The sequence below is a fragment of the Rahnella sp. ATs2 genome (genome assembly GCF_051851855.1).
Classification (GTDB): Bacteria; Pseudomonadota; Gammaproteobacteria; order Enterobacterales; family Enterobacteriaceae; genus Rahnella; species Rahnella variigena.
Window position 1 is genome coordinate 1 of sequence record NZ_JBLYPL010000002.1, and the last position, 22,651, is coordinate 22,651.

A 22,651-nucleotide genomic window follows, 5' to 3' on the forward strand; every position below is an offset into this window, starting at 1 on the left:
ATTAAGCGGGCTTCTGAAAATAGCAGATTTTGTCATGCAAATATCATCACCAGCCCGGAACCGCCCCGCCGTTAAAGATTTTCTCGGCTGCCTTCGCCACTTCGGGAGACTGATACGATTTCAGAAACTCCTGCACGTTTTCCGCATCTTTATTGTCCGGGCGTGAAACCAGAAGATTCACGTACGGCGAATTTTTATCTTCGATAAATACGCTGTCATGCACCGGCGATAATCCGGTTTGCTGGATATAGGTGGTGCTGATAATGGCAACATCGACTTTCGGGTCGTCGAGCACGCGCGGCAGTTGCGCGCCTTCCAGTTCCATAATGTTCAGGTGATGCGGGTTTTCAGTGATATCCAGCGTCGTCGGCAACAGGCCTTTGCCGTCTTTCAGGGTGATCAGTTTCTCTTTTTGCAGCAGCAGAAGCGCGCGGCCTAAGTTGGTCGGATCGTTGGGGATCGCCACGGTGGCGCCGTCTTTAAGCTGATCAACGGTTTTAATCTTTTTCGAGTAACCCGCCATCGGGAACACAAAGGTGTTGCCGACCGCCACCAGATGATAGCCATGAGCTTTGTTATCCTGATCGAGGAACGGGCGGTGCTGGAACACGTTGGCATCCAGGTCGCCGTGTTCGGTTGCGTCATTCGGCAGTAATGAGCCGCTGAAACCAACCAGTTCTACGTCCAGACCGTATTTGTCTTTGGCGACTTTTTTCGCGACTTCCGCCACATCCTGCTCGGCGCCGTTAATCACGCCAACTTTGATATGTTTAGCATCACCGCTTTTTTGATCACAGCCCGCCAGCAGTAATCCCGCCAGCAAAACCACAGCACCAGTACGTAAATGAGGGAACGTCAGTTTCACTTTTTTTCCTTAAAAAATAACCGCTAATGCGTAATGAAATGACTATAACAGGAGGATTGTCGCGGTTTAAAAAACCAATAAAGCACTGCTAAGAAGAAAAAAGCATATAAGCCGGAACATCAGGGTTGCAGAGGATCATCCCCCGATTAACTTCAGCAACTCCGCCATGCCTTTCGTCAGCGTCTTATCCTGTCGCATCACAATCCCCTGCGGCCGGCGGAGAACCGGCTGCAATGCCATCACACTCAACCCAACCCTGTCCTGCGGGCTGGCTACCGACATTCCGGGCACGATGCTGTAGCCCAGACCGGCCTGCACCATTTTTTTAATCGCCTCGATGTTGCCGAGCTCCATCACTGGCTGCACGGCAATCCCTTCTGCCTGAAACCAGCCGTCGATTAATGCGCGGGTTCCGCTGCCGTATTCAGAAACGATCAACGGTAATGTCTGAAGCTCTGCCGCCGTCATGCTTCTGTCCGTTGCATTGTCATCCTTTTTCATGATGACTTTGAAATCATCCTGGGTGACCGGGCTGACATGCAGATTACGACCCGCCGCAGGCATCGTGACGAGGCCAATATCAACGCGGTTATCTTCCACCGCCTGCAAAATTTCCTGCGTATTTCCCGTTCTGACGCGCACGGTTAACAACGGATGCTCAGTGCGCAGTTGCTCTAAAAGCGGCGGCAGCAGATGGATACATGCCGTTGCGCCCGTTCCAAGAGTTACCGTTCCGCTGACTTCCTGTGTGGTTGCCGCCACCGAAAGCATCGCGGCACTCACGGCCTGTTCGACAGGCCCGATATGTGACAATAATGTTTTCCCGGCGGCTGTCAGGCGGATCCCCCTGCCCGTGCGCTCAACCAGACGCGCCTGCAGAGTTTGTTCTAGCTGGCGGATTTGCAGGCTGACGGCGGGTTGCGAAAGCCCGAGCGCGTCAGCAGCACCGGAAAAGCTTTTCCGGCTGGCGACCAGTTTGAATGTGGTCAGGTGATCAAGATTAAGGCTGGGCATCTCAAAGTTTTCCTTATACCGGTGATAAACAGTTTGCCCTCCCAGCTCGTTTTGGGAAAGAGTAGGCTATAGCGAAATCACCCACGAGACCGAAAAAATGGAAATTATTGAAGCAGACAAACAACATATCCCTGCCATGCAGAAAATTTATGCCTGGCATGTTTTGCATGGGACGGCCTCGTTCGAAACTCAGCCACCTGATGAACATGAAATGGCACTGCGCCTGAAAAAAATTCAGGAAGCTGGTTTGCTGTGGCTGGTGGTTTTGCATGAAGGGGAAGTTAAAGGGTATTGCTATCTGGGCCGCTACCGCGAGCGTTTTGCTTACCGCTATACGCTGGAGGATTCGATTTATATCGATCCCGGTTTTCAGAAACGCGGCGCGGGTAAAGCGCTACTTCGCCGGGCGATTGACTGGGCGGAAATGCACGGTTTTCGCCAGCTGGTGGGGAATATCGGCGACAGCGAAAACATGGCGTCGATTAATCTGCACCTCGCTGCTGGTTTTCAGGTGAAAGGCACCATGCATTCTGTCGGTTTCAAGCATGGCCGCTGGCTGGATACGGTGTTTATGCAGCGTGCGCTGGGTAACGGGAACCAGACCTTGCCTGCGCAGGAGAGCTGACCGGAAATGAAAGCGGGCAGAATATCTGCCCGCATTTAACTGATTATTCTATCGCTAATTTTTCCCTGGTATTTTTTTGCGTTGCGCTGCCGCCCCACACCTCATTGTATTCGTAACCCGTCAGGTCTTTAATCACCTTGCGAGATGCTTCGTCGCAATCTTCCTGGGCGCCGCCCAATTTCAGGCGAGCAGTTTCTTTGATCAGAATTTTATGCGTGTCCCGCGTCAGCTTGAATTTGAAAGTCATATAGAAACTGATTGCCAGCAATGCCCCGGTGGCAAAGATCATCAGTCCTATAATCGCGTTTAACGCGCTGAGCGGCTGCGCGCCCTGCCCTTTCACAAATCCGCTTTCTTCCAGCACCAGACCTACAATCATAATGGCAATCGCAACAGTACTTTTACGGGTAAATACCATGACACCGGCAAAAATCCCCTCGCGGCGTTTTTTGGTGACTATCTCATCGACGTCCGGAATAAAGCTGTAAATATTCCACGGAATATAATAGAGCCCTGAACGACCAAAGCCTAAAACAACAAAAATGGAAGTAAAGAGAATTAGCGGCACCGCTGTGTTGGTAATATAAATATAAAACAGAGCAGCCAGCACAAAGAAGATACAGCCATACGCTATCCGCAACGCAGCGGAAGGCGAAACATTCAACCTTTCCATGACCATCATATAAACAATGGTCGAGGGTACGGAAACAAAAGCTGCGACGCTTAAATATCCCGAAACCGCCCCTACATCCTGATGCAGGCCATAAACCACATAATAGGTAAAGACGGCACCAAATACGTCCATTGCGGTGAATGAAGCGATATAAATAATAATATGCTGACGGAACATGCGGATATTAAAGGACGAAATAAAATCCAGCACCAGACTTTTCAGATGATGCCAGAGGCTGCCGCCGGATTCCATTTCCGGTTCAGGCTCATTCGGATCCCGCACATCCTTCGCCTCCCAGGTACATAACCAGGTGGTAAACACGGCGATACAAAATACTGTGGCGAAGAACATCCCCGTGTAGGTATACGTCATCGGATTATCTTTACCGGTAAACATCATGATCACGCCCGGTACAGACACGGCAAGAAAACCGCCAAGCTGCGAGCAAATCATGCGTACACCGGCCAGGCGGGTACGTTCGCCGAAACGGTTGGTCATCTCTGCGGCCAGTGTTTCCCACGGCACCAGCACCATCGCCGACAGTAATTCAATCGACAAATACGTTCCGAGATAATACCAGTAGCCCATGTCCTTGACCCAGACCAGCGCATACAGGAACATCAGCGGCGAACTGATCAGCAGGAAAAAGCGACGGCGGCCAAACCGTTTACCCAGCCAGGTATTACCAAAGTGGTCGGTAATATAACCCATGATGGGACTTAATACCGCGTCAATCACTCGGGCGATAGCGAAAATAGAACCCGCTTCTAAAACAGTCAATCCACAATACATGGTATAGAAGAATAAAAGCCAGGTACCGATAACGGCGAATGCACCGCCACCAAATAAGTCAGTTACGCCATAGCCTATAGCCGTGCCGTAACCGACTCTGCGCTCAGTAGGTTTCATTATTATTATCCTGTGAAGGTAAAGTTATTATTAAAATTATTTAATCAGCCAGAGTTATCCATTTCCCTGATTGTGATGAGCGGTAAATCGCCCCGACAATATTCAGAGACACTTCGGCCTGTGAAACAGAGATATAATTTTTTTCTTCAGGATGACGAATGGAATAATAGAAATTTGATACTGCCTGACGATGACTGTCGCCCCAGTAGCTTTTGGTTGTTCCTGACGGACTGTCATCGCTGACCAGCAGCGTTTTATTTTCTCCTTCAATCAGCCACAGCGCGTTGTGATGTAACTGCAGCAGTCCTTTTTCACAATGAATTTCCAGCAGCAACGGCGAGTCGGTGCTGTGACAATTGGTTGCGTAAAACAATCCCCGCGCACCGTTACCCATTTTCAGACTGGCCATCGCGGTATCTTCATTTTCAGTCAGATCACTGAGAAACGTTCTTTCCACCACGCCCTTCAGCGCCAGCACGCCGCCGCTAAGCCACTGCATTAAATCCAGCGTGTGGATCGCCTGATTGATCAGCAGGCTGCCGCCTTCGGTGGCAAAACGCCCGCGCCACAGGCTTTCACTGTAATACGCCCCGCCGCGTGACCAGGTCAGGATGGCTTTGATGCTCAACATGTTGCCCAGCTGCCCGCTGTCCAGCAGTGCTTTGATTTTCTGACTGGAAGGATTCAGGCGGTTCTGATAACACACGCCAAGCACTCCGTCAGCCTGCGCCTCTGACCATTTAATGGCGCTGACCTCACCGATATTCAGCGCCACCGGTTTCTCGGTGAAAACATGCTTTCCCGCCGCCAGCGCGGCGAGAATCGCTTCCAGATGTAAATGATGCGGCAAACAGATATGCACCACGTCAATCAGCGGATCAGATAACATTTCGTGATAATCAGTATAAAAATCACAGCCATATTCCAGCGCCAGCGCCCTGCCTTTGCCAATATTGCACTCAGCAATGGCCCGTAACTGACATTCTGGCTCATGCTGAATCGCCGTGACATGGCAGGTATGGATGGCACCACAACCGATTACCGCAGCCCCAAGAGTTTTCATGATCCGCTCCCGATTCAGTGGGTTTCGTTAGCCAGCATCTGCGCCCGCACGCACAGTTCGGCGGCCTTAAACGCATGTTCCTGCGTCATGGCTTTTTCGGTGCGGTTAAGGCAATCCAGTATCAGCTGTCCGAAGAACGGGAAGCCGACGTTGCCGGAAACCGGATAACGGAACTCCCCCTCCCGGTTCACCAGATACACCACGTCCTGCTCGCCGCGTGTGAGATCGACATATTTGCGGATCTCGATATACCCTTCAGTACCAAGCAGCGTCAGACGCCCGTCGCCCCATGTGCTCAGCCCTTCCGGCGTAAACCAGTCGCAGCGGAAATAACCGCGCGCGCCGTTTTCGCCTTCAAGCATGGTGTCGCCAAAATCTTCAAAGTTCGGATATTGCGGATGATTGAAATTCAGTGCCTGAGCCGCTACCACGTGAGCATTGCTGTTGCCGGTGTAAAACAGGAACTGTTCAATCTGATGGCTGCCGATATCACAGAGAATGCCGCCAAACTGCTCTTTCTCATAAAACCAGTCTGGTCGTCCTTCGCCTTCGCGATGCGGACCGGTGCCGAGCGTCTGGATCACACGCCCGATCGCCCCTTCCTGCACTAACTGGCCGGTAAATACCGCACTTTCGACGTGCAGACGCTCGCTGTAATACACCGCAAATTTACGCCCGGTTTCGGCTACTTTTGCCTTCGCCGCTGCCAGTTGTTCCAGTGTGGTCAATGGCGCTTTATCGGTGAAATAATCTTTCCCGGCCGCCATCACTTTCAGCCCCAATGCACAGCGTTCAGACGGAATGCCCGCACCTGCCACCAGTTGCACTTCTTTATCATCGAGAAGGGTTTGCAACGATTTCGCGACCTTCACCTGCGGATACTGCGCAACAAACTTCTCTACTTTTGCAGGGTCAGGATCGTAAACCCATTTCAGGCTGGCTCCTGCTTCAATCAATCCGTTACACATGCCGTAGATGTGCCCGTGATCCAGCGCGGCGGCGGCAATCACGAATTCACCCGGTTTTACCACCGGCTGCGGTTTGCCTACCGGCGCATAATTCATACCGTCTTTGTTGCTCATGTTCAGGCTCCTTTATCCATGTTTTTACCGAGCGGGATCGCGTCTTCATTGGCGAAGTTTTCCACCGATGCAGATTTCTCATAAAAGTGCGGGGCGAGCGAAACCAGTCCGCCGGTCTGATAGAACGGGTCGGTGGAAGCCAGCGGGAGGGTCACAATGCTGCGGGTGATGGCGGATTTATAAATGGCGGCGATAAGTTCGAGCGAACGCTTGCCCTGCACGCCGTCGATCAGCGGCGCGGTGCCGGTTTCCAGCGCAGTGAGGAAATTGTCAATCTGGCCGATATGCAATGTATAAGTGAGTTTAGGGATCGACTGGTAAATGTCTTCGAGTTGATTTTCACGATCGGTATCGCGTTCATCTATCGGGAAGCCGTTCGGCGCAGAAATGCTGGCGTATTTATCCCACGGGGCAGAAATTCGCGCTTTCTCGCCCTGAATGACAATCTTCTGATCTTCACCATGATGCACTACCGAGGCCGTCAGCTGAGTCAGCGCACCGGAGTCATATTTGAAAATGGCTGCCGAGAGATCTTCCACTTCGGCGTTATCGTGCGCGGCATTAGTGATCATCGACACCACTTCAGACGGGAAACCGAGCATCCACTGGATAGCATCAATATGATGAACCGCGTGATTCAGCGTGCAACCGCCCGCCTCTTTTTCCCAGGTGCCGCGCCACCACAAATCGTAATAGGAATAACCACGCCACCAGAATGAATCGACCTGCGCATGGCAGACTTTGCCGGTTTCGCCGGAATCCAGCACTTTCTTTAAGCGCCAGAATGCGTCGGTAAAGCGGTTCTGCGCAATAATTGACAGCGTTTTACCACTCTCTTTTGCTGCACTGATCATGGCATCGCATTCCTGCAACGATGCTGCCATTGGCTTTTCACACAGCACATGCTTGCCCGCATTCAGGGCGTTGATAGAAATTTCGGCATGGACATACGGTGGCGTACACACGTCAAAAACGTCGATCTCAGTATCGCCGAGGATTTCCTCATGGCTGGCATACACCTTCGCATTGGTCAGGCCATAATGACGTTTTTTCTCTTCCGCCTTTTCAGGATAAATATCTACCAGCGCAACAATCTGGCAACGATCAGCAAACTCTAAATATCCCTGAATATGATTATGGGAAATATTACCCGTACCAATAATTGCTATTTTTAGCATTTTACTCTCCCGACGTGGAACCGATGTAAAGGCATGATCATCCCACTGAATTAATTAATGATTTAATTTCACATTAATGAAAAATGGCATGAACAAACCTCTTACTTTTGGCTGAATCTCTTATATTCGGGAGGATAGTAATGGCTTTTTTTTCCAACAACCGTTATTTGTGACAGGAATTGCAGCGCGGCAATCAGAATTTGCTATCATGCTGAATAGTTCATTAATTACATAAAGTTAACCGTGGTAATAAGTCCATGAGCTAATGAGGCGTTGATCACAAAATGACAGGAAAATTAAAAATCCGGCAAATAGCCGAGTTAACCGGGCTTTCTCCCAGTACCGTTTCCAGGGTATTAGCCGGAAAATCGAATGTCAGTCCGCAGGCAAAAGAAAAAGTATTTAGCCATGCAAGGACAATGGGTATTTTACGTGATATACCTGCCAGCCGTCTGTTGATGAATACGCTGTTAATCTGTGCGCCACCGGCAGCATTTACCCCCCATGAAGATCGTTATTATCATGAAGTCATTCAGGAAATTACGGCGGAAGTGGGCCGTTATGATATTCATGTCCGCAAATGTGCGCTAACGGTCAATGATCCAGATATCGCCGTTTTTATGCAGGCGCTCAGTCAGGGGGATGTTGATGGAATCATCATCATCGGCATTGATGACGTGATGCTGTATCGCCTTGCCGCGGAATCCAACAAACCGGTGGTGATGATTAATGCGAAAGACAGCGAAATGCGCCTCGACTGTGTTTCAGCCGATCATTATTCCATCGGATACAGTGCCGCTAACTTTCTGTTTGTCAGAGGCCACCGCCCCGTTTTGTTGTTCACCGATCTGCGTCGGGAAACCATGATGCAACGGCTCGACGGTTTTAAACGCGCCTGTCTGGAACACCATGTGGTGTTTGATGAAGCCATGCATTTGCTGGTCAATCATGGGAGCGGTGGGGAACAGGCGAGGGAAAGCATTGAGAAGTATCTTCGTGAGCATAAACGGGAAAACATGCCGTCGGCCATCGTCTGCGGAGGTGACCAGATCGCACAGGCCACCGTAGATGCACTGAACAAACACGGCTTTAAAGTCCCGGAAGATATATCGGTGATGAGTATCGATTTCGCGCACGACATGAAAACATCCGTTGCACAAAGTTTTACTGCTGTACATCTGCCCTGCCGTGAGTTGGGCATCGAGGCGGTGTATATTCTGCAAAGCCGCCTGATGCGGGCAACCGGCGCTAAATTCAACCTGTTGTTACAGGGAAAAAATCACACCGGCCAGTCGGTAGCAGATGTGAAATGGAAGCGCAAAGGGTTATATCCTGCGGCCAGTTAGCCGCATTGACTGAAGGCACATTCTCAGCGTCATCGTTGATCATCTCCTGCTAGACTTTTGAGTCTTAACCTCAAAAAAAGATGCGGAGAATGTCATGTCAGAACAGTATCAGCCACCAAAAGTCTGGACCTGGAATAAAGACGAAGTCAGCAAGTTCTCGAACATCAACCGCCCGATAGCGGGCCCGACACATGAGAAAACGCTGCCGGTCGGTAAACACCCGCTTCAGCTTTATTCGCTGGGCACACCAAACGGCCAGAAAGTGACGATCCTGCTGGAAGAATTGCTGGAACAGGGTGTCAGCGGTGCGGAATACGATGCGTTTATTATCCGCATCAACGAAGGCGATCAGTTCTCCAGCGGCTTTATTGACGTTAACCCGAACTCGAAAATCCCGGCACTGCTGGATAACTCTGCTACGCCGCCGATCCGCGTGTTTGAATCCGGCAATATCCTGCTGTATCTGGCCGAAAAATTCGGTAAGTTCCTGCCGCAAGATCTCGCCGGTCGCACCGAAACTCTGAACTGGTTGTTCTGGCTGCAAGGTTCCGCGCCCTATCTGGGCGGCGGCTTCGGACATTTTTATCATTATGCGCCGGTGAAAATCGAATACGCCATTAACCGCTTCACGATGGAAGCCAAACGTCAGCTGGATGTGCTGGATCGCCAGCTGGCAGAGCACCGTTTCATCGCCGGTGAAGAATACACCATTGCCGATATCGCTATTTTCACCTGGTACGGCAGTCTGGCGCAGGGCGGCTTGTACGAATCCGCCGAATTCCTCGACATCAAATCCTACAAGCATTTCCAGCGCTGGGCCGCTGATATTGCCAGCCGTCCGGCGGTGAAACGTGGCCGTATCGTCAACCGCACCTGGGGTGACGAACAGCTGGAAGAACGCCACGATGCATCCGATTTTGATGGCGTACTGAAGTCGTAACGGACTGACAGCAGGTAAAAATCCGCCGTCGCAGAAGGCGGCATTGCTTAGAGACTAAAAGGGCGGGATTTTGCGATCCCGCCCTTTTCTTTTATGCGCTTTCTGTTTGCGGTTCCAGGTACTTTTTGAACCAGGCAATGGTTCTTTCCCAGGCGAGATCCGCTGCGGCTTTGTCATAGCGCGGTGTCGAATCATTGTGGAAACCGTGGTTCACGCCGGGATAAATATGCGCCTCATAGACTTTATTGTTGGCCTTCAGCGCCGCCTCATACGCAGGCCAGCCCTCGGTAATCGGTTTATCCAGTTCGGCGTAATGCAGCAATAACGGCGCTTTGATTTTCGGCACATCTTCGGCTTTCGGCTGACGCCCGTAGAACGGCACAGCGGCCGCCAGTTCCGGATACGCCACTGCCGCCGCATTGGCTACGCCGCCACCGTAACAAAAACCGGTGATCCCGACTTTGCCGGTGGCCGTTTGGTGATGCATCAGAAATTCAACCGCAGCAAAAAAGTCGTTCATCAGTTTGGCCGGATCGACCTTTTGTTGCAGCTCGCGCCCTTTTTCATCGTTACCCGGATACCCGCCGACAGAACTCAGACCGTCCGGCGCCAGTGCGACAAATCCGGCTTTCGCCACCCGCCGCGCCACGTCTTCTATGATACGGATTCAGCCCGCGATTTTCATGCACCACCACTACGCCGGGCGCTTTACCGGCTAATTTGGCCGGACGCACCAGATACGCCCGCACGCTGCCGTGCCCCTGCGGCGACGGGTACTGAATATATTCCGCCACAATATCCGGATCGGTGAATTCCACCTGTTCGGCGTAGGCGTAATTGGGCGTCATCAGCGTGGTCAGCGCTGCCAGCGACAATCCCCCCGCCACAAATTTGGCAGACAGATCGAGAAACTCACGCTTGGTCATTTTGCCGTGTACGTAGAAATCAAAATATTCGAGGAGTTCAGGAGGGAAATCTTTGGCTGTCATTCGCGTCATTTTCAGGCTCCGTTCCATGCAAAAGAAGGATAAATAATGGCCTGCTTTTGGCGATTTTGTAAACCGATTGTGAAATTGAATGCCAATGACGCCATGCTCAGAACCATTTGCGGGCTGAGAATGCTAAACTCCGTGGAATTAAAAGGAGACGCTATGAACAACAATCTCGCAGGGCTGAGTAAAGAAGAAATGGACAAAGTGAGTGCCGGACTGGCCGCCGGGACGGTCGCGGTGCGTGAGCGCAATAATCTGCCGGTGAATGCAGACGAAGTTGAAATGGAACAACCGGAGCATCTCCGGGCGTATTTCCGCGAGCGTCTGGCGCACTATCGCCAGCAACCCGCAAAGAAGTAACCGCCGCGATTTATACACGTACAGATTTACCGGCGCACCGCGAAGAAATCGCTTATCGCCTGAATCAGATACCCCGCCGCCTCACCGGGTGGCGTCTGCCCCTGATGCAGGCTGATCCCCACTTCGCCCGGTTCGGGCAACTCATTTAACATTCTGACCGTCTGCGGCCTGCCGAAATCGGTACGCACGGTGACGCCTAATCCCGCCGACATCGCGGCCCAGATCCCGCTCAGGCTGCGGCTGGTAAACGCGATACGCCACGGAATACCCGCTTTATCCAGCGCCGTTGTGGCGGCATTTCGCATCAGGCATGGCGCTTCAAACACCAGTAACGGCAGCGGTTCGCCGGTTTGCTGATAATGTTTCAGGTCGAAGTTTTCAGGGCCTATCCAGCGCATCGGTATACGCCCCAGCGACCGGCTGGATGGAAAGAGCGGCGCTTCATCGGCCTGCCAGCACACCGCAAGATCAAACTCGTTATGGCGGATCCCGTCGAGCAATTGCTGGTTGCGGGTAATGCTGGCGGAGACTTGCACCTGCGGATGTGCGCGGGTAAATGTGCCGAGGAGCGCCGGTAAAAGCGCTTCGCCGAAATCTTCCTGCATGCCCAGATTCAGACTGCCACTCAGGGCGCTGGCGAGCATGATGGCGCTGGCTTCATCGTTGAGGCTGAGGATCCGCCGCGCATAGCTCAGCATCACTTCGCCGCGTTCCGTCAGGATCAGGTGCCGCCCTGATTTTTGCACCAGCTCCGTACCTGCCTGCTGCTCCAGCTTTTTCAACTGTGCGCTGACCGCAGAAGTCGAGCGCCCCAGCCGGTCGGCAGCCAGCACAAAACTGCCCAGCTCAATACCGGTCACAAAACTGCGCAACGCCTCTGCATCAAAAGTCACCGGTCTTTTCGCCATGACAAATCATCCTGTTTTTACGGATTAATGCTGCTGAAATTTTCGATATTAAGGATAATCATAACGCCTTATGCTCCTTCTCACACCCAAAAAAAGGAGCCTGATATGAGCACAACTTCCTCACAAACGCAGACGCTGGACGCGATGTCACGCCTGACGCCTAAATTTGCAGAACTGACGGAACAGGTACTGTTCGGCGATCTGTGGAAAAGAGAAGAACTGTCACCGCGCGACCGCAGCCTGATCACCGTTGCCGCACTGATTGCCCTGAACCGCGGCGAGCAGTTGCCCTTTCATCTGAGTCTGGCGGTGAAAAATGGTGTCACTCAAACCGAACTGGCGGAAGTGATCACTCATCTGGCGTTTTATGCCGGCTGGCCCGCTGCGGCATCCGCCCTGACGCGCTTCTCCGCGCTCAGCGAGCAGTAAACCGCGCCCCGTAACCGGAGGAACAACCGATGCCTTTTACCCGAATTTCCTTACCCGATCACCGCGCAGATACCTGGCAGGATGCCATTTCAGCCATATTGCAGAACACACTGGTTGATCATTTTTCTGTGCCTAAAGATGACTGTTTTCAGCTGTTCGAACCGGCCAGCCGCCGCCAGAGAGTGATCAATCCGACTTATCTTGCCGGGGAAAATCATCACCGCTCAGAGGATTTTTTGCTGTTTCACATCACTGCAGGCAAACCGCGGAACAGTTACCAGAAGCAGGAACTGTTCCGTCATCTGACTGAAAAACTGCACGTTGCGCTGGGGATTTCTCCGGCGGATGTGATGGTGGTGGTGAGCTTTACCCAACCGGAAGACTGGTCGTTCAGTCATGGTGAGATGTTCAAACTCCCACAAGGAGTGTTCTTATGATTGCCATGCAATACACCTTTACGCTGCCTGCCGATTACGACATGGGCATTATCGAAAAGCGCATTGCTGATAACGGCCATCTGATGGATGGCTTTGCCGGGCTTATCTTCAAAACTTATCTTTACGCCCGCCGCGACTGCTCGCAAACCGGCAGCGCAGAAAATCTGTATGCGCCGTTTTACCTGTGGCATGACGTGCAAAGTATGAATCGCTTTATTTCAGGTGCCGGTTTTCAAGGCGTCGCCAGAGCCTTCGGCTGGCCGCCTGTCCGGGTTTATCCGGTGCTGGCAGCGCACGTCAGCGCAGACGTTGCGGCAGCTGTTTTTGCCAAAAGAGAGGTTACTGACATTGCACCTTTCAGTGACCTTGCGCCACCTGATCAGCAAACGGTCAGTGACACACTTATCGAGGTGACCGCCTGGGACACGACAAACTGGAAGAAAATACATTTTACTGCGGGAAGAAACCCGCAGGAAGGAGACGGGCAGCATTACCGCATCGGCCATATTTCCTTGTCCGATGCGGTAATGGAAACGGATTAAATCAGTGCGCAGCAATCCCCAGTTTTTTCATTCGCGATAACAGCGTGGTGCGTTTTAATCCCAGCCGCTGAGCCGCGCCACGGGGTCCGGCCACCACGCCGTTGGTTTCTTTCAGCACCTGCAAAATGCGCGCCCGCTCGTCGTCTTCACTCAGTTGCGGTACGGGCGTGCTTTCGCGCACAGAAGGCGTGACGACCGGTGCCATCGGTAACGGATAATTCAGCTCAGGCAGTTGCAAATCCAGCACCGTTCCGCGCGTCAGCAATACCGCTCTCTCGATGACATTTTCCAGCTCGCGCACGTTGCCCGGCCACGGCATACGGCTCAGCAGACGCAGGGTTTCGGCGGGAATACTGTCGATGGTGCGCTTCATGCGTTTGGCGATTTTATAGGTCAGGAATTTCACCAGCTGCGGAATATCTTCCGGACGCTCACGCAGCGGCGGAATGACAATCGGGAACACGTTCAGCCGGTAATACAGGTCACTGCGAAATTCTTTGTCGGCCACCATCTGGCGCAGGTCACGGTTAGTCGCCGCGATCATCCGCACATCCACTGAAATCAGTTTATTGCCGCCGACACGCTCAAACTCCTGTTCCTGCAAAATACGCAGCAACTTGGGTTGCAGTTCAATCGGGATTTCACCCACTTCATCGAGGAATAACGTGCCTTTGTCGGCCAGTTCGAAACGCCCCATGCGCTGCGCCGTAGCGCCGGTGAAAGAGCCTTTTTCATGACCGAACAGATCGCTTTCCATCAGGCCCGCCGGCATCGCCGCACAGTTCATTTTCACCATGCGCTGATCACGACGATCGCCCAGATTATGAATAGCGCGGGCGATCAGTTCTTTGCCGGTTCCGGTTTCACCGAGGATCAGTACCGAGCAGTCACTTTTCGCCACGATCTCGACCTGTTTCAGCACCGCAGACATGGAAGGACTGCGCCCGACAATGTCGCTGAAATCCGGGTTATTGCTGTTGATTTGCTCGGTAAGATACAGGTTTTCGTGCTGCAATTTTTCCTTCAGGCTTTTGATTTCCTGATAGGCCAGCGCGTTATCTACCGCAATCGCAATACGTTCTGCAATTTGCTGTAAAACATGCAAATTCGCCGTATTGAAATTATCCGGCTGACATTGCGCCAGTTTCAGCACACCCAGCGTTTTGTGACCAAAACGTAACGGCAGGATACACAGCGTTTTGGTCTGATCGCGCCACAGCAGCTGAAACAGCGTGCTCTCATCACTCCCGAATTCTTCTGCTGGCCGGACATTGGTCAGCAGCATTTCGCCGCTTTTCATCACCTGTTGCTCAAGGGAACCGTTCAGCATCATGCGCGACTGTTCGCGTTCCGCAACGTGAGTTTGTACGTAATGAGTGGCGTAAACACTGGCCTGTTCGCTGTCTTTGTCCGCATCGCACAGCACAATACTGATGGCATTGATGTGGAAAAAATGATGAATAGTTTTGGCAATTTCACCGGTCAGCTCATCAAGATCCAGCTTTGAGAGAACCGCGTTAGTGATATCGACCAGAATGCGGAAATCGTCCCGCTCGTGACGCAGCTGAGATTGCTGAAACAATGCATTTTCACGCAGCTGGATTTGTTCAACCGCAATGGCAGCCAGCATACAAAGTTCGTGCAGACCGTTTTTGTCTTCTTCGCTGAACGGCGTTGCATTCTGGCGGGTAAACTCACAGCCCCCCAGTAAACCGGATGAAGCCAGCAATGGCACCAGACAATATCCGTTAAACGGCGGATACAGATTCAGTGCGCTTAATTGCGGATAACGCAGATGCAGAGCATCGCTGCGCCAGACCTGAGTTTGCGGGTTATTCAGCAGGGCATGTACCGGACCGGTCGCCAGCAACGTTTCATCTTCATAGCTGACCGGCTGATGATGGGGATCGATACCATAAAAACAGACGCGTTCGCTGTTGTTGTCGAACAACACCAGCGTCACGGTATCCGCAATACCCGCGCCCTGCGCTACCTGAGTGAGAGTTTCCAGCAGCGATGTCATGGTCTGTTGCAGCAGCAATGTGCGCGTCAGTTCCAGCAATCCTTTGTGTTTGGTAATGCTCATTGTTGCACTCTGCATAGCGTTAACTCTGGCTTTTGATTCAAAGCGTTTTTGAAGAAACTATTCCGAAAGTTTACGCCTTCATAGCGGCGCTCTCCCCTGACGAGATCAACAAATGCGGGGTAATGGCTCCGCATGGGGCAACATTAGCTGGCGTGAAACCCCCAGCGCACCCCGCAAACACACCCGGGGATTTTCGGTTACTTCACCTATCGTCGCGGCGTCGGCACCCAGCGGGTGGCTGCGCAATAGTTTCAGCACCGCGTTTTCTTCCTGCGCGGAGACCACCACCACCAGTTTTCCCTCGTTGGCAAAATTGAGCGGCTCCAGACCGAGCAGTTCGCAAATTCCGCGTACCGCCGGTTTCACCGGGATAGCCGTTTCGTCGATGCAAATTCCGAACCCGCTGGCGGCGCTGAATTCATGAAGGATCGCATTGACCCCGCCCCGCGTGGCATCGCGCAAGGCGCGGACACCCGAAAGTGCGCGCAGCGGAGCGATCATCGGCGCCAGCACGGCGCAGTCGCTTTCGACTTCCAGCGTCATTCCTAACTGTTCGCGGAGATTGAGGATAGTGGCACCGTGATCGCCCAACGTACCGCTGACGATCACTTTGTCTCCGGCCTGAATATGGCGGGCAGCCCAGCGGACATCCGCCGGGATGACGCCGATCCCCGCCGTATTAATAAAAATCTTGTCCGCTGCGCCGCGCTGCACCACTTTGGTATCGCCGGTGACAATGGCAATCCCGGCCTCGCGGGCGGTCTGTGCCATCGCATTCACAATCTTGCGCAAGTCTTCCAGCGGCAGCCCTTCTTCGAGAATAAATCCGCAGGAAAGATATGCCGGTATTGCGCCGCTGACGGCCAGGTCATTCGCCGTTCCGCACACCGCCAGCTTGCCGATATTACCGCCGGGGAAAAATACCGGATCGATGACATAGCTGTCCGTGGTGAACGCCAGCCGGTCGCCCTGCGCACTCAGGTGGGCAATCGACAAACGTGCTGCATCTTCGCGCTCACTGAGCCACGGGTTATCGAAAGCACTCAGGAACAGGCGTTCGATCATCTGCTGCATCGCCCGCCCGCCGCTGCCGTGCGCCATGGTGACGACTTCTTTATGCTCACTCATCCTGTCCCACACCTTCTGTTGTTCTTTCTTGTGCTGCGGTTTCCTGATGCCGGTACTGATACCACGCGGCGCAGGCGCCTTCGGATGACACCATCAGCGCACCAAACGCATTGTGCGGTGTACAACCGGTGCCAAACAGCGGGCATTCATGCGGCTTGCAACGGCCGGTCAGCACCTCGCCGCAACGGGAACGCGGATCATCCGCTACCGGCTGCGCCTGCGGTCTGAAACGAATTTCCGCATCAAACGTTGCGTAAGCCCGGCTCAGGGAAATACCGGAGTCTTCGATAATCCCAAGCCCGCGCCATTCGCTGCTACCGGAAAGCCGGAACACCTCGCGCATGGCTTCCTGTGCCAGCAGATTACCCTCTTGCGGCACAACGCGCCGGTACTGGTTTTCTGTTTTACACGATGCCTCGCAAACTTGTTCCACCAGCATCAGCACGCTTTGCAGCATATCCAGTGGCTCGAAACCGCTGATCACCAGCGGCTTACCGAATTCTTCATTGATGAAATGATACGGTGCTGTGCCGGTCACCATGCTGACATGACCGGGTGCCAGAAAGGCGTCGATGCGCACATCGTCCTGTTGCAGGAGGCTGCGCAATGTGGGCATCAGGCTGATGTGCTGGCAGAAGACGGTAAAATTATTCAGGCCTTCCCGCCGTGCCTGTTGCAGCGTGACTGCGGTCACCGGCAACGTGGTTTCAAAACCGAGCGCAAAAAACACCACCTGAGACTGCGGATTTTCACGCGCCAGCTTCAGCGCATCCAGCGGGGAATAAACCACCCGCACATCCGCGCCGCGTTCGCGCGCCTGCAACAGCGAACCCTGTTTTCCCGGCACGCGCAGCGCATCGCCAAAGGTGCAAAAAATCACCCCGTCATGTGCGGCGATTTCGCAGCAGGCATCAATTCGCCCCATCGGCAGCACGCATACCGGACATCCCGGGCCGTGGATAAATTCCAGTTGCGGGGGCAGCAGTTTATCCAGCCCGAATTTGAAAATGGCATGGGTATGACCGCCGCACACTTCCATAATTTGCATCGGCTTTTCTGCGCTGAAAGGCAGATGTGCCGCCCGCTGATGCAGGCGCTGGATTAATGTTCTCGCCAGTTTCGGATCCCGAAACTCATCAACAAAACGCATTACCTTGATTCTCCCGCACCCAAAAATAAGGCGACGTCGGCTTCCACTTCTTCCATCGCATGCAGCGCGGCCAGCGTGTCCAGCGCTTCGTGCTCATCGAGCCGGCTCAGGGCAAAACCGACGTGGATTAATACCCAGCAGCCGATCAGCGCTTCGCGTTCGCCTTCACACACCAGCGCGATATTAACCTCCCGTCGCAATCCGCATACCTGTGCCCAGGCGTGATCGGGCTGATTTTCATGCAACGCGACGATTTGTCCCGGAATGCCTATGCACATCGTTGCTGCTCCAGCCAGTGCAGCCACTGATCCATGCCTTCGCCGGTGGTGGCGGAAAGCTGAATCACTTCAATCTGCGGATTCACCTGACGTGCATTGGCGATACAGGTCTCAACGTCAAAACTGACGTAAGGCAGCAAATCGATTTTGTTGAGGATCATCAGGCGGGAAGCGGCAAACATATGCGGATATTTCAGCGGTTTGTCTTCGCCTTCGGTCACGGAAAGCACCGCGACTTTGTGCAGTTCGCCGAGATCAAAACTGGCCGGACACACCAGATTGCCGACGTTTTCGATAAACAGCAGGCTGTTGTTGTTTGGCGATAACTGATGCAGCGCATCGTGAACCATTTGCGCGTCCAGATGGCAGCCTTTGCCGGTATTGACCTGAATGGCCGGAACGCCGGTGGCGCGGATCCGGTCGGCGTCATTGGTGGTTTGCTGATCACCTTCAATTACCGCGCAGTCGAAATACGGGGCCAGCCGGGTCAGGGTGCTGGTCAGTAAGGTGGTTTTGCCGGAACCGGGACTGGACACCAGATTCAGCGCCAGAATGCCCGCCGCAGCAAAATGCTCGCGGTTGTGGGCGGCAATGTGATTGTTCTTCGCCAGCACATCCATTTCGATATCCACCAGACGACGCGCTGCAAATGGCAGGCCGTGGGAATGGGCATGGGAATGATCGTGATGATGGTCGTGCGAAGGGTCATGAGAATGATGAGCGTGCCCGCTGCTGACACCTTCAATACGAAGTTCGCCGCTGGCACAACCACAGGTACTGCACATAGCTTTCTCCCCGGGCAAAAGAACGCCCGTTATTCGATTTCGATACGTTTAATTTTCATGCCGTCACCGGCAATCACCCGCAAATCGCGTCCGCCACACTGCGGGCAAATCAGCACGTTTGGGCTGAGCAGCGCGATATCCTGCTGACAGGTGCGGCACCAGCTTTCTGCCGCCGGTGTGTCCAGATGTAATTCGCATCCCTGCGCCAGCGTTTCGCGACACGCCAGCTCAAAACAAAACTGCACGGCCTCCGGTTCGACGCAGGAAAACGCGCCGATTTCCATCCATACCGCGGTAATTTTCCGCGCATTATTTTGCCGTGCGAACTGCTCCACTATTTCCACGGCATTCTGGCATAACGTTATTTCGTGCATTATTTCCCCTCCCTCAGGAGAACAATTAAGACAGGCTGCAATATTGGTGCCAGAAATTTCGACACATTGCCTTTATGCAAAAACATCCTCAGCCAATGAGGTGCAAAAATAAGCCGTCACCGCCCGTCATAATTGTCGAAATAAGGTGTCATCGACATGTCATTTATTTCCTTCGCTGAAACAGAATCAAAGCCAAAACCCTTCTAACCCGTTAATTCACAAGCATTTATCAGAATAATTCAGAAACTGGCACGCTTTATGCCAACAGAGAGTTATACGTCGTATTTTCGTCGTCACCCGACATATCAATTAACAACGGATAATGAACATGAGCACTCTCAGCGAACTGACTACTAAAGCCGACTATATCGCCAGCAAAAACAGCCAGATGAAATCACAGTGGCATACCTATCAGAACAGCCTGATAAAGGCCGTCACCACATCAAATAAAAAGATAAATCATGAGTTTAACTGTGGAGAGGAACAGGACATCCGCTTTGTGCTGTTCAATCATTTTGTGGTGAGTATTCATCAGGGCGATGACTTTTACAGTCAGGAGATCATCTACAGCCTGAACATGGCGCAAGGCCAGGAAGAGGTGGATTTCAGAGCCTTCGCGCAGGCCAGATTAAGTGAAGATGGCCGCGTGGACGGCACGGTGGACATCCATGATAAGAACGCCGTGCTGGAACATTATCTGAATAAAATCTCCGCTATTTATCAGTGCCTGTTTGATTCCCTGCACAGTAATCAGCCGGTTCATCCGCAACTTGAGAAATTACTCGGCCACGCCGGATAAAAAACCTAAAACATTATTTTACGGTCAGGTGGGAATAATCTTTTCACCGACAATATTGACCGGTTTTTTGCAGATCTAATGCCGACATAAATGTCGAAATGTCAATTTAAGTGCCGATTTCGTCACCTTTGACGAAATACCAAGGAGACTTCATGCGCAATATGGCCGCCATGAATCAGTATGTGATCGCGGACCCCAAACTTTGTATCGGCTGCAATACCTGCATGGCGAGTTGTTCGCAAGAGCACCAGCTTCACGGCCTGCAATCCGAACCCCGCTTGCAGGTGATGCGCAACCGGCTGGATTCTGCGCCGGTGATGTGTCACCAGTGCGAAGACGCGCCGTGCGCGCAGGTCTGTCCGGTGAACGCCATCACCCGTGAAAAAGACGCCATTCATCTTAACGAGAGCCTGTGTGTGAGCTGCAAACTGTGCGGCATCGCCTGTCCGTTCGGGGCGATAACGTTTTCCGCCAGCACTCCTGTCGATATCCCACGTGACTGCAATACCTCAAAAGCACTGCCCGCACCGCGTGCGCCACGTGCAGTCAGCCCGTTTCTCGACTGCGTGCCGGGGCTTCGCGCCGTGGCAGTGAAATGCGATTTATGCAGCTTCAGCCCGGAAGGTCCGGCGTGCATCAAAACCTGTCCGACCCAGGCCATCACGCTGGTTACCGCCAGCCTGTCTGAATATTCCAGCCAGCAAAAACGCCTCAATGCCATGAACGTTTTCCCCGCCGGACTGACTTCACTGAACGCCCCTGATACGGAGGCTAAATAATGACGACTCTATTTACCGGTGAACCGGCGTCGTTACTGGCGCTGGCGCTGCTGATTTGGGTGCTGAGCGGCCTTGGTGGCTGGCTTCTGGCGTCCATGACGAAAATCAGCAGCCTGATTTTTGGCGCAGGCGGGATGGCAGCGGCGCTGTGCGTTATCGCGGCGGCGTTACAGATTTTACAGGGCGGTGTGGCGGTTCAGGCCGTGCTGCCGGTGGTGCCTTTTCACGCTGAACTGACTGCGCTGAATGCCTTAATCCTGCTGGCGATGTCCGTCACCGCGCTGATGTGCAGCCTGTATGCCTGTGCGTGGCTGGCGAATGTGAGATCCCCTAAGCGCGCCCGCACCGGTCTGATGTGCAATCTGCTGATGGCCGCACTGACAGCGGCGGCGATGTCGGCCAGTGCCGTGGAACTGATCCTGATGATGGAACTGGCTGCCCTGTGCGCCTATTTCATGATTGTTCAGGCTGACGATGTGAAAAGCCGCCGTGCCGGTCTGAATCAGTTTTTATCCGGCCGCCTCGGCACACTGTGTCTGATCCTGGCCTTCGCCCTGCTGCATCACGCCAGCGGCAGCGTCAATTTTGAGGTGCTGCGCCATGCGGCGTTCACGCCGGGCATTAAATCGGTGACCTTCCTGCTGGCGCTGGCCGGTTTCGGGCTGTACGCCGGGATTATCCCGCTGCACGCCTGGGTGCCGCAGTCGCATTCCAGCGCGCCTGCTCACGCCGCCGCCCTGTTCTCTTCTGCCCTGATGAAAATCGGCATTATCGGCATCGTAAAAGTCGGTCTGGATCTGCTGGGCGCACCGCCACTCTGGTGGGGCCTGATGGTATTGCTTCTGGCAATCCTGACCGCGTTTATCGGCGGGTTGTATGCGCTGATGGAGCATGATATCCGCCGTCTGCTGGCCTATCACACGCTGGAAAACGTCGGGATTATTTTGCTCGGTATTGGCGGGGCAATGACCGGCGTGGCGCTGAACCAGCCGGTGCTGGCTTCCCTTGCGCTGCTGGCGGGTCTGTTCCATCTGTTCAACCACGGACTGTTTAAAACGGCGCTGTTCCTCGGTGCCGGTGAAATTGAAATGCAGACCGGCATAAAGGACATGGAAAAACTCGGCGGTATCGCCCGTCTGATGCCGTGGACAGCGGCAGCGATGCTGATCGCATTAATGTCGATGGCCGCGCTGCCGCCGTTAAACGGTTTCGCCAGTGAATGGCTGCTGTACCAGTCGCTGTTCCAGCTGAGCAGCAGCCACGTCTTTATCGCCCGCCTGATGGGGCCGCTGCTGGCGGTCGGTCTGGCACTGACCGGCGCGCTGGCGCTGATGTGTATTGCCAAAGTTTTTGGCGTCACGTTCCTGGGTACACCGCGCAGTCAGGCTGCCGCAGACGCCACACCGGCACCACGCGCCATGACGTTCAGCACCGTATTACTGGTGTTGTTGTGCGTGATTTCCGGCATAGCTTCCCCGTGGATTATTCCGCAATTCTCTGCTGTCGCAGCCTCCGTACTGAACACGCCGGTTCTGCTGGCTGCTCAGCATGGCGTGGCGTTCTCGCCGGCGTCTGCGGTGTCTGCCCCGATGGTGGCCATTTTGCTGCTGGGAATGCCGTTAGTGCCGTGGCTTATCGCCGCAGTTCTGCGCGGCGCACGGCTGCCAAACCGTTCGCGTGGCGATGCCTGGGCCTGTGGTTACGCGCACTCCGCCGACATGGTGGTGACGGCGACCGGTTTCGCCCAGCCGCTGCGCGTGATGTTTGCCCCGCTTTACCGTCTGCGCAGCCATGCGACACCGGCGTCACTGGTTTCAGCCTTGCACCGTGGCTGGCTGGGGGCGTTCTGCCGTCGTCTGGCGTTCATCGAACTGGCCGTATTACTGGTCGTGGCTTTTGCCTGAGGAAC

23 protein-coding genes and 1 pseudogene are annotated in these 22,651 nt (G+C 53.6%); 10 read left to right on the forward strand and 14 right to left on the reverse strand.

Annotated elements, in window-relative coordinates:
- Positions 1 to 46 precede the first annotated feature (46 nt).
- Both nlpA and ACJY2G_RS01660 read right to left on the reverse strand, forming a co-directional pair.
- Positions 47 to 865: a lipoprotein NlpA gene (gene nlpA / locus ACJY2G_RS01655; RefSeq protein ID WP_120161687.1), complete on the reverse strand. Its 819-nt coding sequence runs from the start codon at positions 863 to 865 to the stop codon at positions 47 to 49.
- A 135-nt stretch (positions 866 to 1,000) separates the two neighbouring features.
- On the reverse strand, positions 1,001 to 1,879 hold the full coding sequence (locus ACJY2G_RS01660) for a LysR family transcriptional regulator (protein WP_430320384.1): 879 nt from the start codon (positions 1,877 to 1,879) through the stop codon (positions 1,001 to 1,003).
- 97 nt (positions 1,880 to 1,976) lie between these two features.
- Here ACJY2G_RS01660 and ACJY2G_RS01665 point away from each other — a divergent pair, with 97 nt between their 5' ends.
- Positions 1,977 to 2,504, forward strand: a complete 528-nt coding sequence (locus ACJY2G_RS01665; protein ID WP_430320383.1) for an N-acetyltransferase family protein — start codon at positions 1,977 to 1,979, stop codon at positions 2,502 to 2,504.
- Positions 2,505 to 2,547: 43 nt separating this feature from the next.
- Here the strand turns inward: ACJY2G_RS01665 and ACJY2G_RS01670 are convergent, their stop codons facing one another.
- The 4 genes from ACJY2G_RS01670 to ACJY2G_RS01685 are packed head-to-tail and all read right to left on the reverse strand — an operon-like array spanning position 2,548 to position 7,409.
- Positions 2,548 to 4,086, reverse strand: coding sequence for an MFS transporter (locus ACJY2G_RS01670; protein WP_430320382.1), 1,539 nt, complete (start codon positions 4,084 to 4,086; stop codon positions 2,548 to 2,550).
- Between the two features lie 40 nt (positions 4,087 to 4,126).
- The gene (locus ACJY2G_RS01675) at positions 4,127 to 5,149 is read right to left on the reverse strand and encodes a Gfo/Idh/MocA family protein (protein WP_430320381.1); all 1,023 of its coding nucleotides are present in this window, start codon (positions 5,147 to 5,149) and stop codon (positions 4,127 to 4,129) included.
- Positions 5,150 to 5,163: 14 nt separating this feature from the next.
- A complete protein-coding gene (locus ACJY2G_RS01680) occupies positions 5,164 to 6,231 on the reverse strand; it encodes a Gfo/Idh/MocA family protein (protein WP_430320380.1) in 1,068 nt (355 codons plus the stop codon).
- A gap of 2 nt (positions 6,232 to 6,233) precedes the next feature.
- Complete coding sequence (locus ACJY2G_RS01685; protein WP_430320379.1) at positions 6,234 to 7,409, reverse strand: Gfo/Idh/MocA family protein; 1,176 nt, start codon at positions 7,407 to 7,409, stop codon at positions 6,234 to 6,236.
- A gap of 284 nt (positions 7,410 to 7,693) precedes the next feature.
- Here ACJY2G_RS01685 and ACJY2G_RS01690 point away from each other — a divergent pair, with 284 nt between their 5' ends.
- Complete coding sequence (locus ACJY2G_RS01690; protein ID WP_120161680.1) at positions 7,694 to 8,755, forward strand: LacI family DNA-binding transcriptional regulator; 1,062 nt, start codon at positions 7,694 to 7,696, stop codon at positions 8,753 to 8,755.
- Positions 8,756 to 8,849: 94 nt separating this feature from the next.
- A complete protein-coding gene (gene yghU, locus ACJY2G_RS01695) occupies positions 8,850 to 9,695 on the forward strand; it encodes a glutathione-dependent disulfide-bond oxidoreductase (protein WP_120161679.1) in 846 nt (281 codons plus the stop codon).
- A gap of 91 nt (positions 9,696 to 9,786) precedes the next feature.
- On the opposite strand, the pseudogene yghX reads toward yghU, so the two are convergent.
- A pseudogene (yghX, locus tag ACJY2G_RS01700) lies at positions 9,787 to 10,693 on the reverse strand (YghX family hydrolase).
- Positions 10,694 to 10,846: 153 nt separating this feature from the next.
- Here yghX and ACJY2G_RS01705 point away from each other — a divergent pair.
- Positions 10,847 to 11,047 (forward strand): DNA polymerase III subunit theta, encoded by a 201-nt coding sequence (locus ACJY2G_RS01705; protein ID WP_112290086.1) that lies wholly within the window; start codon positions 10,847 to 10,849, stop codon positions 11,045 to 11,047.
- 26 nt (positions 11,048 to 11,073) lie between these two features.
- Here ACJY2G_RS01705 and ACJY2G_RS01710 read toward each other — a convergent pair whose 3' ends face one another.
- The gene (locus ACJY2G_RS01710; protein ID WP_430320377.1) at positions 11,074 to 11,955 is read right to left on the reverse strand and encodes a LysR substrate-binding domain-containing protein; all 882 of its coding nucleotides are present in this window, start codon (positions 11,953 to 11,955) and stop codon (positions 11,074 to 11,076) included.
- A gap of 105 nt (positions 11,956 to 12,060) precedes the next feature.
- On the opposite strand from ACJY2G_RS01710, the gene ACJY2G_RS01715 reads away from it, so the two are divergent.
- Genes ACJY2G_RS01715 through ACJY2G_RS01725 form a run of 3 tightly spaced genes read left to right on the forward strand, consistent with a single transcriptional unit; the run spans position 12,061 to position 13,363 of the window.
- Positions 12,061 to 12,384, forward strand: coding sequence for a carboxymuconolactone decarboxylase family protein (locus tag ACJY2G_RS01715; RefSeq protein ID WP_120161676.1), 324 nt, complete (start codon positions 12,061 to 12,063; stop codon positions 12,382 to 12,384).
- A 29-nt stretch (positions 12,385 to 12,413) separates the two neighbouring features.
- Positions 12,414 to 12,821 carry a tautomerase family protein gene (locus ACJY2G_RS01720; protein ID WP_120161675.1) on the forward strand — a complete coding sequence of 136 codons (408 nt, stop codon included), beginning with the start codon at positions 12,414 to 12,416 and terminating at the stop codon, positions 12,819 to 12,821.
- Entirely contained in the window at positions 12,818 to 13,363 is a 546-nt protein-coding gene (locus tag ACJY2G_RS01725) for a DUF4865 family protein (protein ID WP_430320376.1), read from the forward strand. The genes ACJY2G_RS01720 and ACJY2G_RS01725 overlap by 4 nt, the downstream gene beginning before the upstream one ends.
- Before the next feature lies 1 nt (position 13,364).
- Here the strand turns inward: ACJY2G_RS01725 and flhA are convergent, their stop codons facing one another.
- From flhA to hypA, 6 genes are all read right to left on the reverse strand, one after another.
- Entirely contained in the window at positions 13,365 to 15,449 is a 2,085-nt protein-coding gene (gene flhA, locus ACJY2G_RS01730) for a formate hydrogenlyase transcriptional activator FlhA (protein WP_430320375.1), read from the reverse strand.
- Between the two features lie 105 nt (positions 15,450 to 15,554).
- Positions 15,555 to 16,577, reverse strand: a complete 1,023-nt coding sequence (gene hypE / locus ACJY2G_RS01735) for a hydrogenase expression/formation protein HypE (RefSeq protein ID WP_430320374.1) — start codon at positions 16,575 to 16,577, stop codon at positions 15,555 to 15,557.
- Entirely contained in the window at positions 16,570 to 17,727 is a 1,158-nt protein-coding gene (gene hypD / locus ACJY2G_RS01740) for a hydrogenase formation protein HypD (protein WP_430320373.1), read from the reverse strand. The genes hypE and hypD overlap by 8 nt, the downstream gene beginning before the upstream one ends.
- The gene (gene hypC / locus ACJY2G_RS01745; RefSeq protein WP_120161670.1) at positions 17,727 to 18,005 is read right to left on the reverse strand and encodes a HypC/HybG/HupF family hydrogenase formation chaperone; all 279 of its coding nucleotides are present in this window, start codon (positions 18,003 to 18,005) and stop codon (positions 17,727 to 17,729) included. Before hypC ends, hypD begins: the two co-directional genes overlap by 1 nt.
- Complete coding sequence (gene hypB / locus ACJY2G_RS01750) at positions 17,996 to 18,790, reverse strand: hydrogenase nickel incorporation protein HypB (protein WP_430320372.1); 795 nt, start codon at positions 18,788 to 18,790, stop codon at positions 17,996 to 17,998. Before hypB ends, hypC begins: the two co-directional genes overlap by 10 nt.
- Positions 18,791 to 18,819: 29 nt before the next feature.
- The gene (hypA, locus tag ACJY2G_RS01755; RefSeq protein WP_430320371.1) at positions 18,820 to 19,164 is read right to left on the reverse strand and encodes a hydrogenase maturation nickel metallochaperone HypA; all 345 of its coding nucleotides are present in this window, start codon (positions 19,162 to 19,164) and stop codon (positions 18,820 to 18,822) included.
- 328 nt (positions 19,165 to 19,492) lie between these two features.
- Between hypA and hycA the strand changes: the two genes are divergently transcribed.
- The 3 genes from hycA (at position 19,493) to ACJY2G_RS01770 (ending at position 22,646) form a co-directional block, all read left to right on the forward strand.
- On the forward strand, positions 19,493 to 19,963 hold the full coding sequence (gene hycA, locus ACJY2G_RS01760) for a formate hydrogenlyase regulator HycA (RefSeq protein ID WP_113876986.1): 471 nt from the start codon (positions 19,493 to 19,495) through the stop codon (positions 19,961 to 19,963).
- A gap of 170 nt (positions 19,964 to 20,133) precedes the next feature.
- Entirely contained in the window at positions 20,134 to 20,742 is a 609-nt protein-coding gene (locus ACJY2G_RS01765) for a 4Fe-4S dicluster domain-containing protein (protein ID WP_430320392.1), read from the forward strand.
- Positions 20,742 to 22,646: a proton-conducting transporter transmembrane domain-containing protein gene (locus ACJY2G_RS01770; RefSeq protein WP_439291122.1), complete on the forward strand. Its 1,905-nt coding sequence runs from the start codon at positions 20,742 to 20,744 to the stop codon at positions 22,644 to 22,646. Before ACJY2G_RS01765 ends, ACJY2G_RS01770 begins: the two co-directional genes overlap by 1 nt.
- Positions 22,647 to 22,651 lie beyond the last annotated feature (5 nt).

Bases quoted from the DNA above. Each gene is read 5' to 3' on its own strand.
- ACJY2G_RS01660 (WP_430320384.1), bottom strand. From the start codon at position 1,879: ATGCCCAGCCTTAATCTTGATCACCTGACCACATTCAAACTGGTCGCC.
- ACJY2G_RS01665 (WP_430320383.1), top strand. From the start codon at position 1,977: ATGGAAATTATTGAAGCAGACAAACAACATATCCCTGCCATGCAGAAA.
- ACJY2G_RS01670 (WP_430320382.1), bottom strand. From the start codon at position 4,086: ATGAAACCTACTGAGCGCAGAGTCGGTTACGGCACGGCTATAGGCTAT.
- ACJY2G_RS01675 (WP_430320381.1), bottom strand. From the start codon at position 5,149: ATGAAAACTCTTGGGGCTGCGGTAATCGGTTGTGGTGCCATCCATACC.
- ACJY2G_RS01680 (WP_430320380.1), bottom strand. From the start codon at position 6,231: ATGAGCAACAAAGACGGTATGAATTATGCGCCGGTAGGCAAACCGCAG.
- ACJY2G_RS01685 (WP_430320379.1), bottom strand. From the start codon at position 7,409: ATGCTAAAAATAGCAATTATTGGTACGGGTAATATTTCCCATAATCAT.
- ACJY2G_RS01690 (WP_120161680.1), top strand. From the start codon at position 7,694: ATGACAGGAAAATTAAAAATCCGGCAAATAGCCGAGTTAACCGGGCTT.
- yghU (WP_120161679.1), top strand. From the start codon at position 8,850: ATGTCAGAACAGTATCAGCCACCAAAAGTCTGGACCTGGAATAAAGAC.
- ACJY2G_RS01705 (WP_112290086.1), top strand. From the start codon at position 10,847: ATGAACAACAATCTCGCAGGGCTGAGTAAAGAAGAAATGGACAAAGTG.
- ACJY2G_RS01710 (WP_430320377.1), bottom strand. From the start codon at position 11,955: ATGGCGAAAAGACCGGTGACTTTTGATGCAGAGGCGTTGCGCAGTTTT.
- ACJY2G_RS01715 (WP_120161676.1), top strand. From the start codon at position 12,061: ATGAGCACAACTTCCTCACAAACGCAGACGCTGGACGCGATGTCACGC.
- ACJY2G_RS01720 (WP_120161675.1), top strand. From the start codon at position 12,414: ATGCCTTTTACCCGAATTTCCTTACCCGATCACCGCGCAGATACCTGG.
- ACJY2G_RS01725 (WP_430320376.1), top strand. From the start codon at position 12,818: ATGATTGCCATGCAATACACCTTTACGCTGCCTGCCGATTACGACATG.
- flhA (WP_430320375.1), bottom strand. From the start codon at position 15,449: ATGAGCATTACCAAACACAAAGGATTGCTGGAACTGACGCGCACATTG.
- hypE (WP_430320374.1), bottom strand. From the start codon at position 16,577: ATGAGTGAGCATAAAGAAGTCGTCACCATGGCGCACGGCAGCGGCGGG.
- hypD (WP_430320373.1), bottom strand. From the start codon at position 17,727: ATGCGTTTTGTTGATGAGTTTCGGGATCCGAAACTGGCGAGAACATTA.
- hypC (WP_120161670.1), bottom strand. From the start codon at position 18,005: ATGTGCATAGGCATTCCGGGACAAATCGTCGCGTTGCATGAAAATCAG.
- hypB (WP_430320372.1), bottom strand. From the start codon at position 18,790: ATGTGCAGTACCTGTGGTTGTGCCAGCGGCGAACTTCGTATTGAAGGT.
- hypA (WP_430320371.1), bottom strand. From the start codon at position 19,164: ATGCACGAAATAACGTTATGCCAGAATGCCGTGGAAATAGTGGAGCAG.
- hycA (WP_113876986.1), top strand. From the start codon at position 19,493: ATGAGCACTCTCAGCGAACTGACTACTAAAGCCGACTATATCGCCAGC.
- ACJY2G_RS01765 (WP_430320392.1), top strand. From the start codon at position 20,134: ATGAATCAGTATGTGATCGCGGACCCCAAACTTTGTATCGGCTGCAAT.
- ACJY2G_RS01770 (WP_439291122.1), top strand. From the start codon at position 20,742: ATGACGACTCTATTTACCGGTGAACCGGCGTCGTTACTGGCGCTGGCG.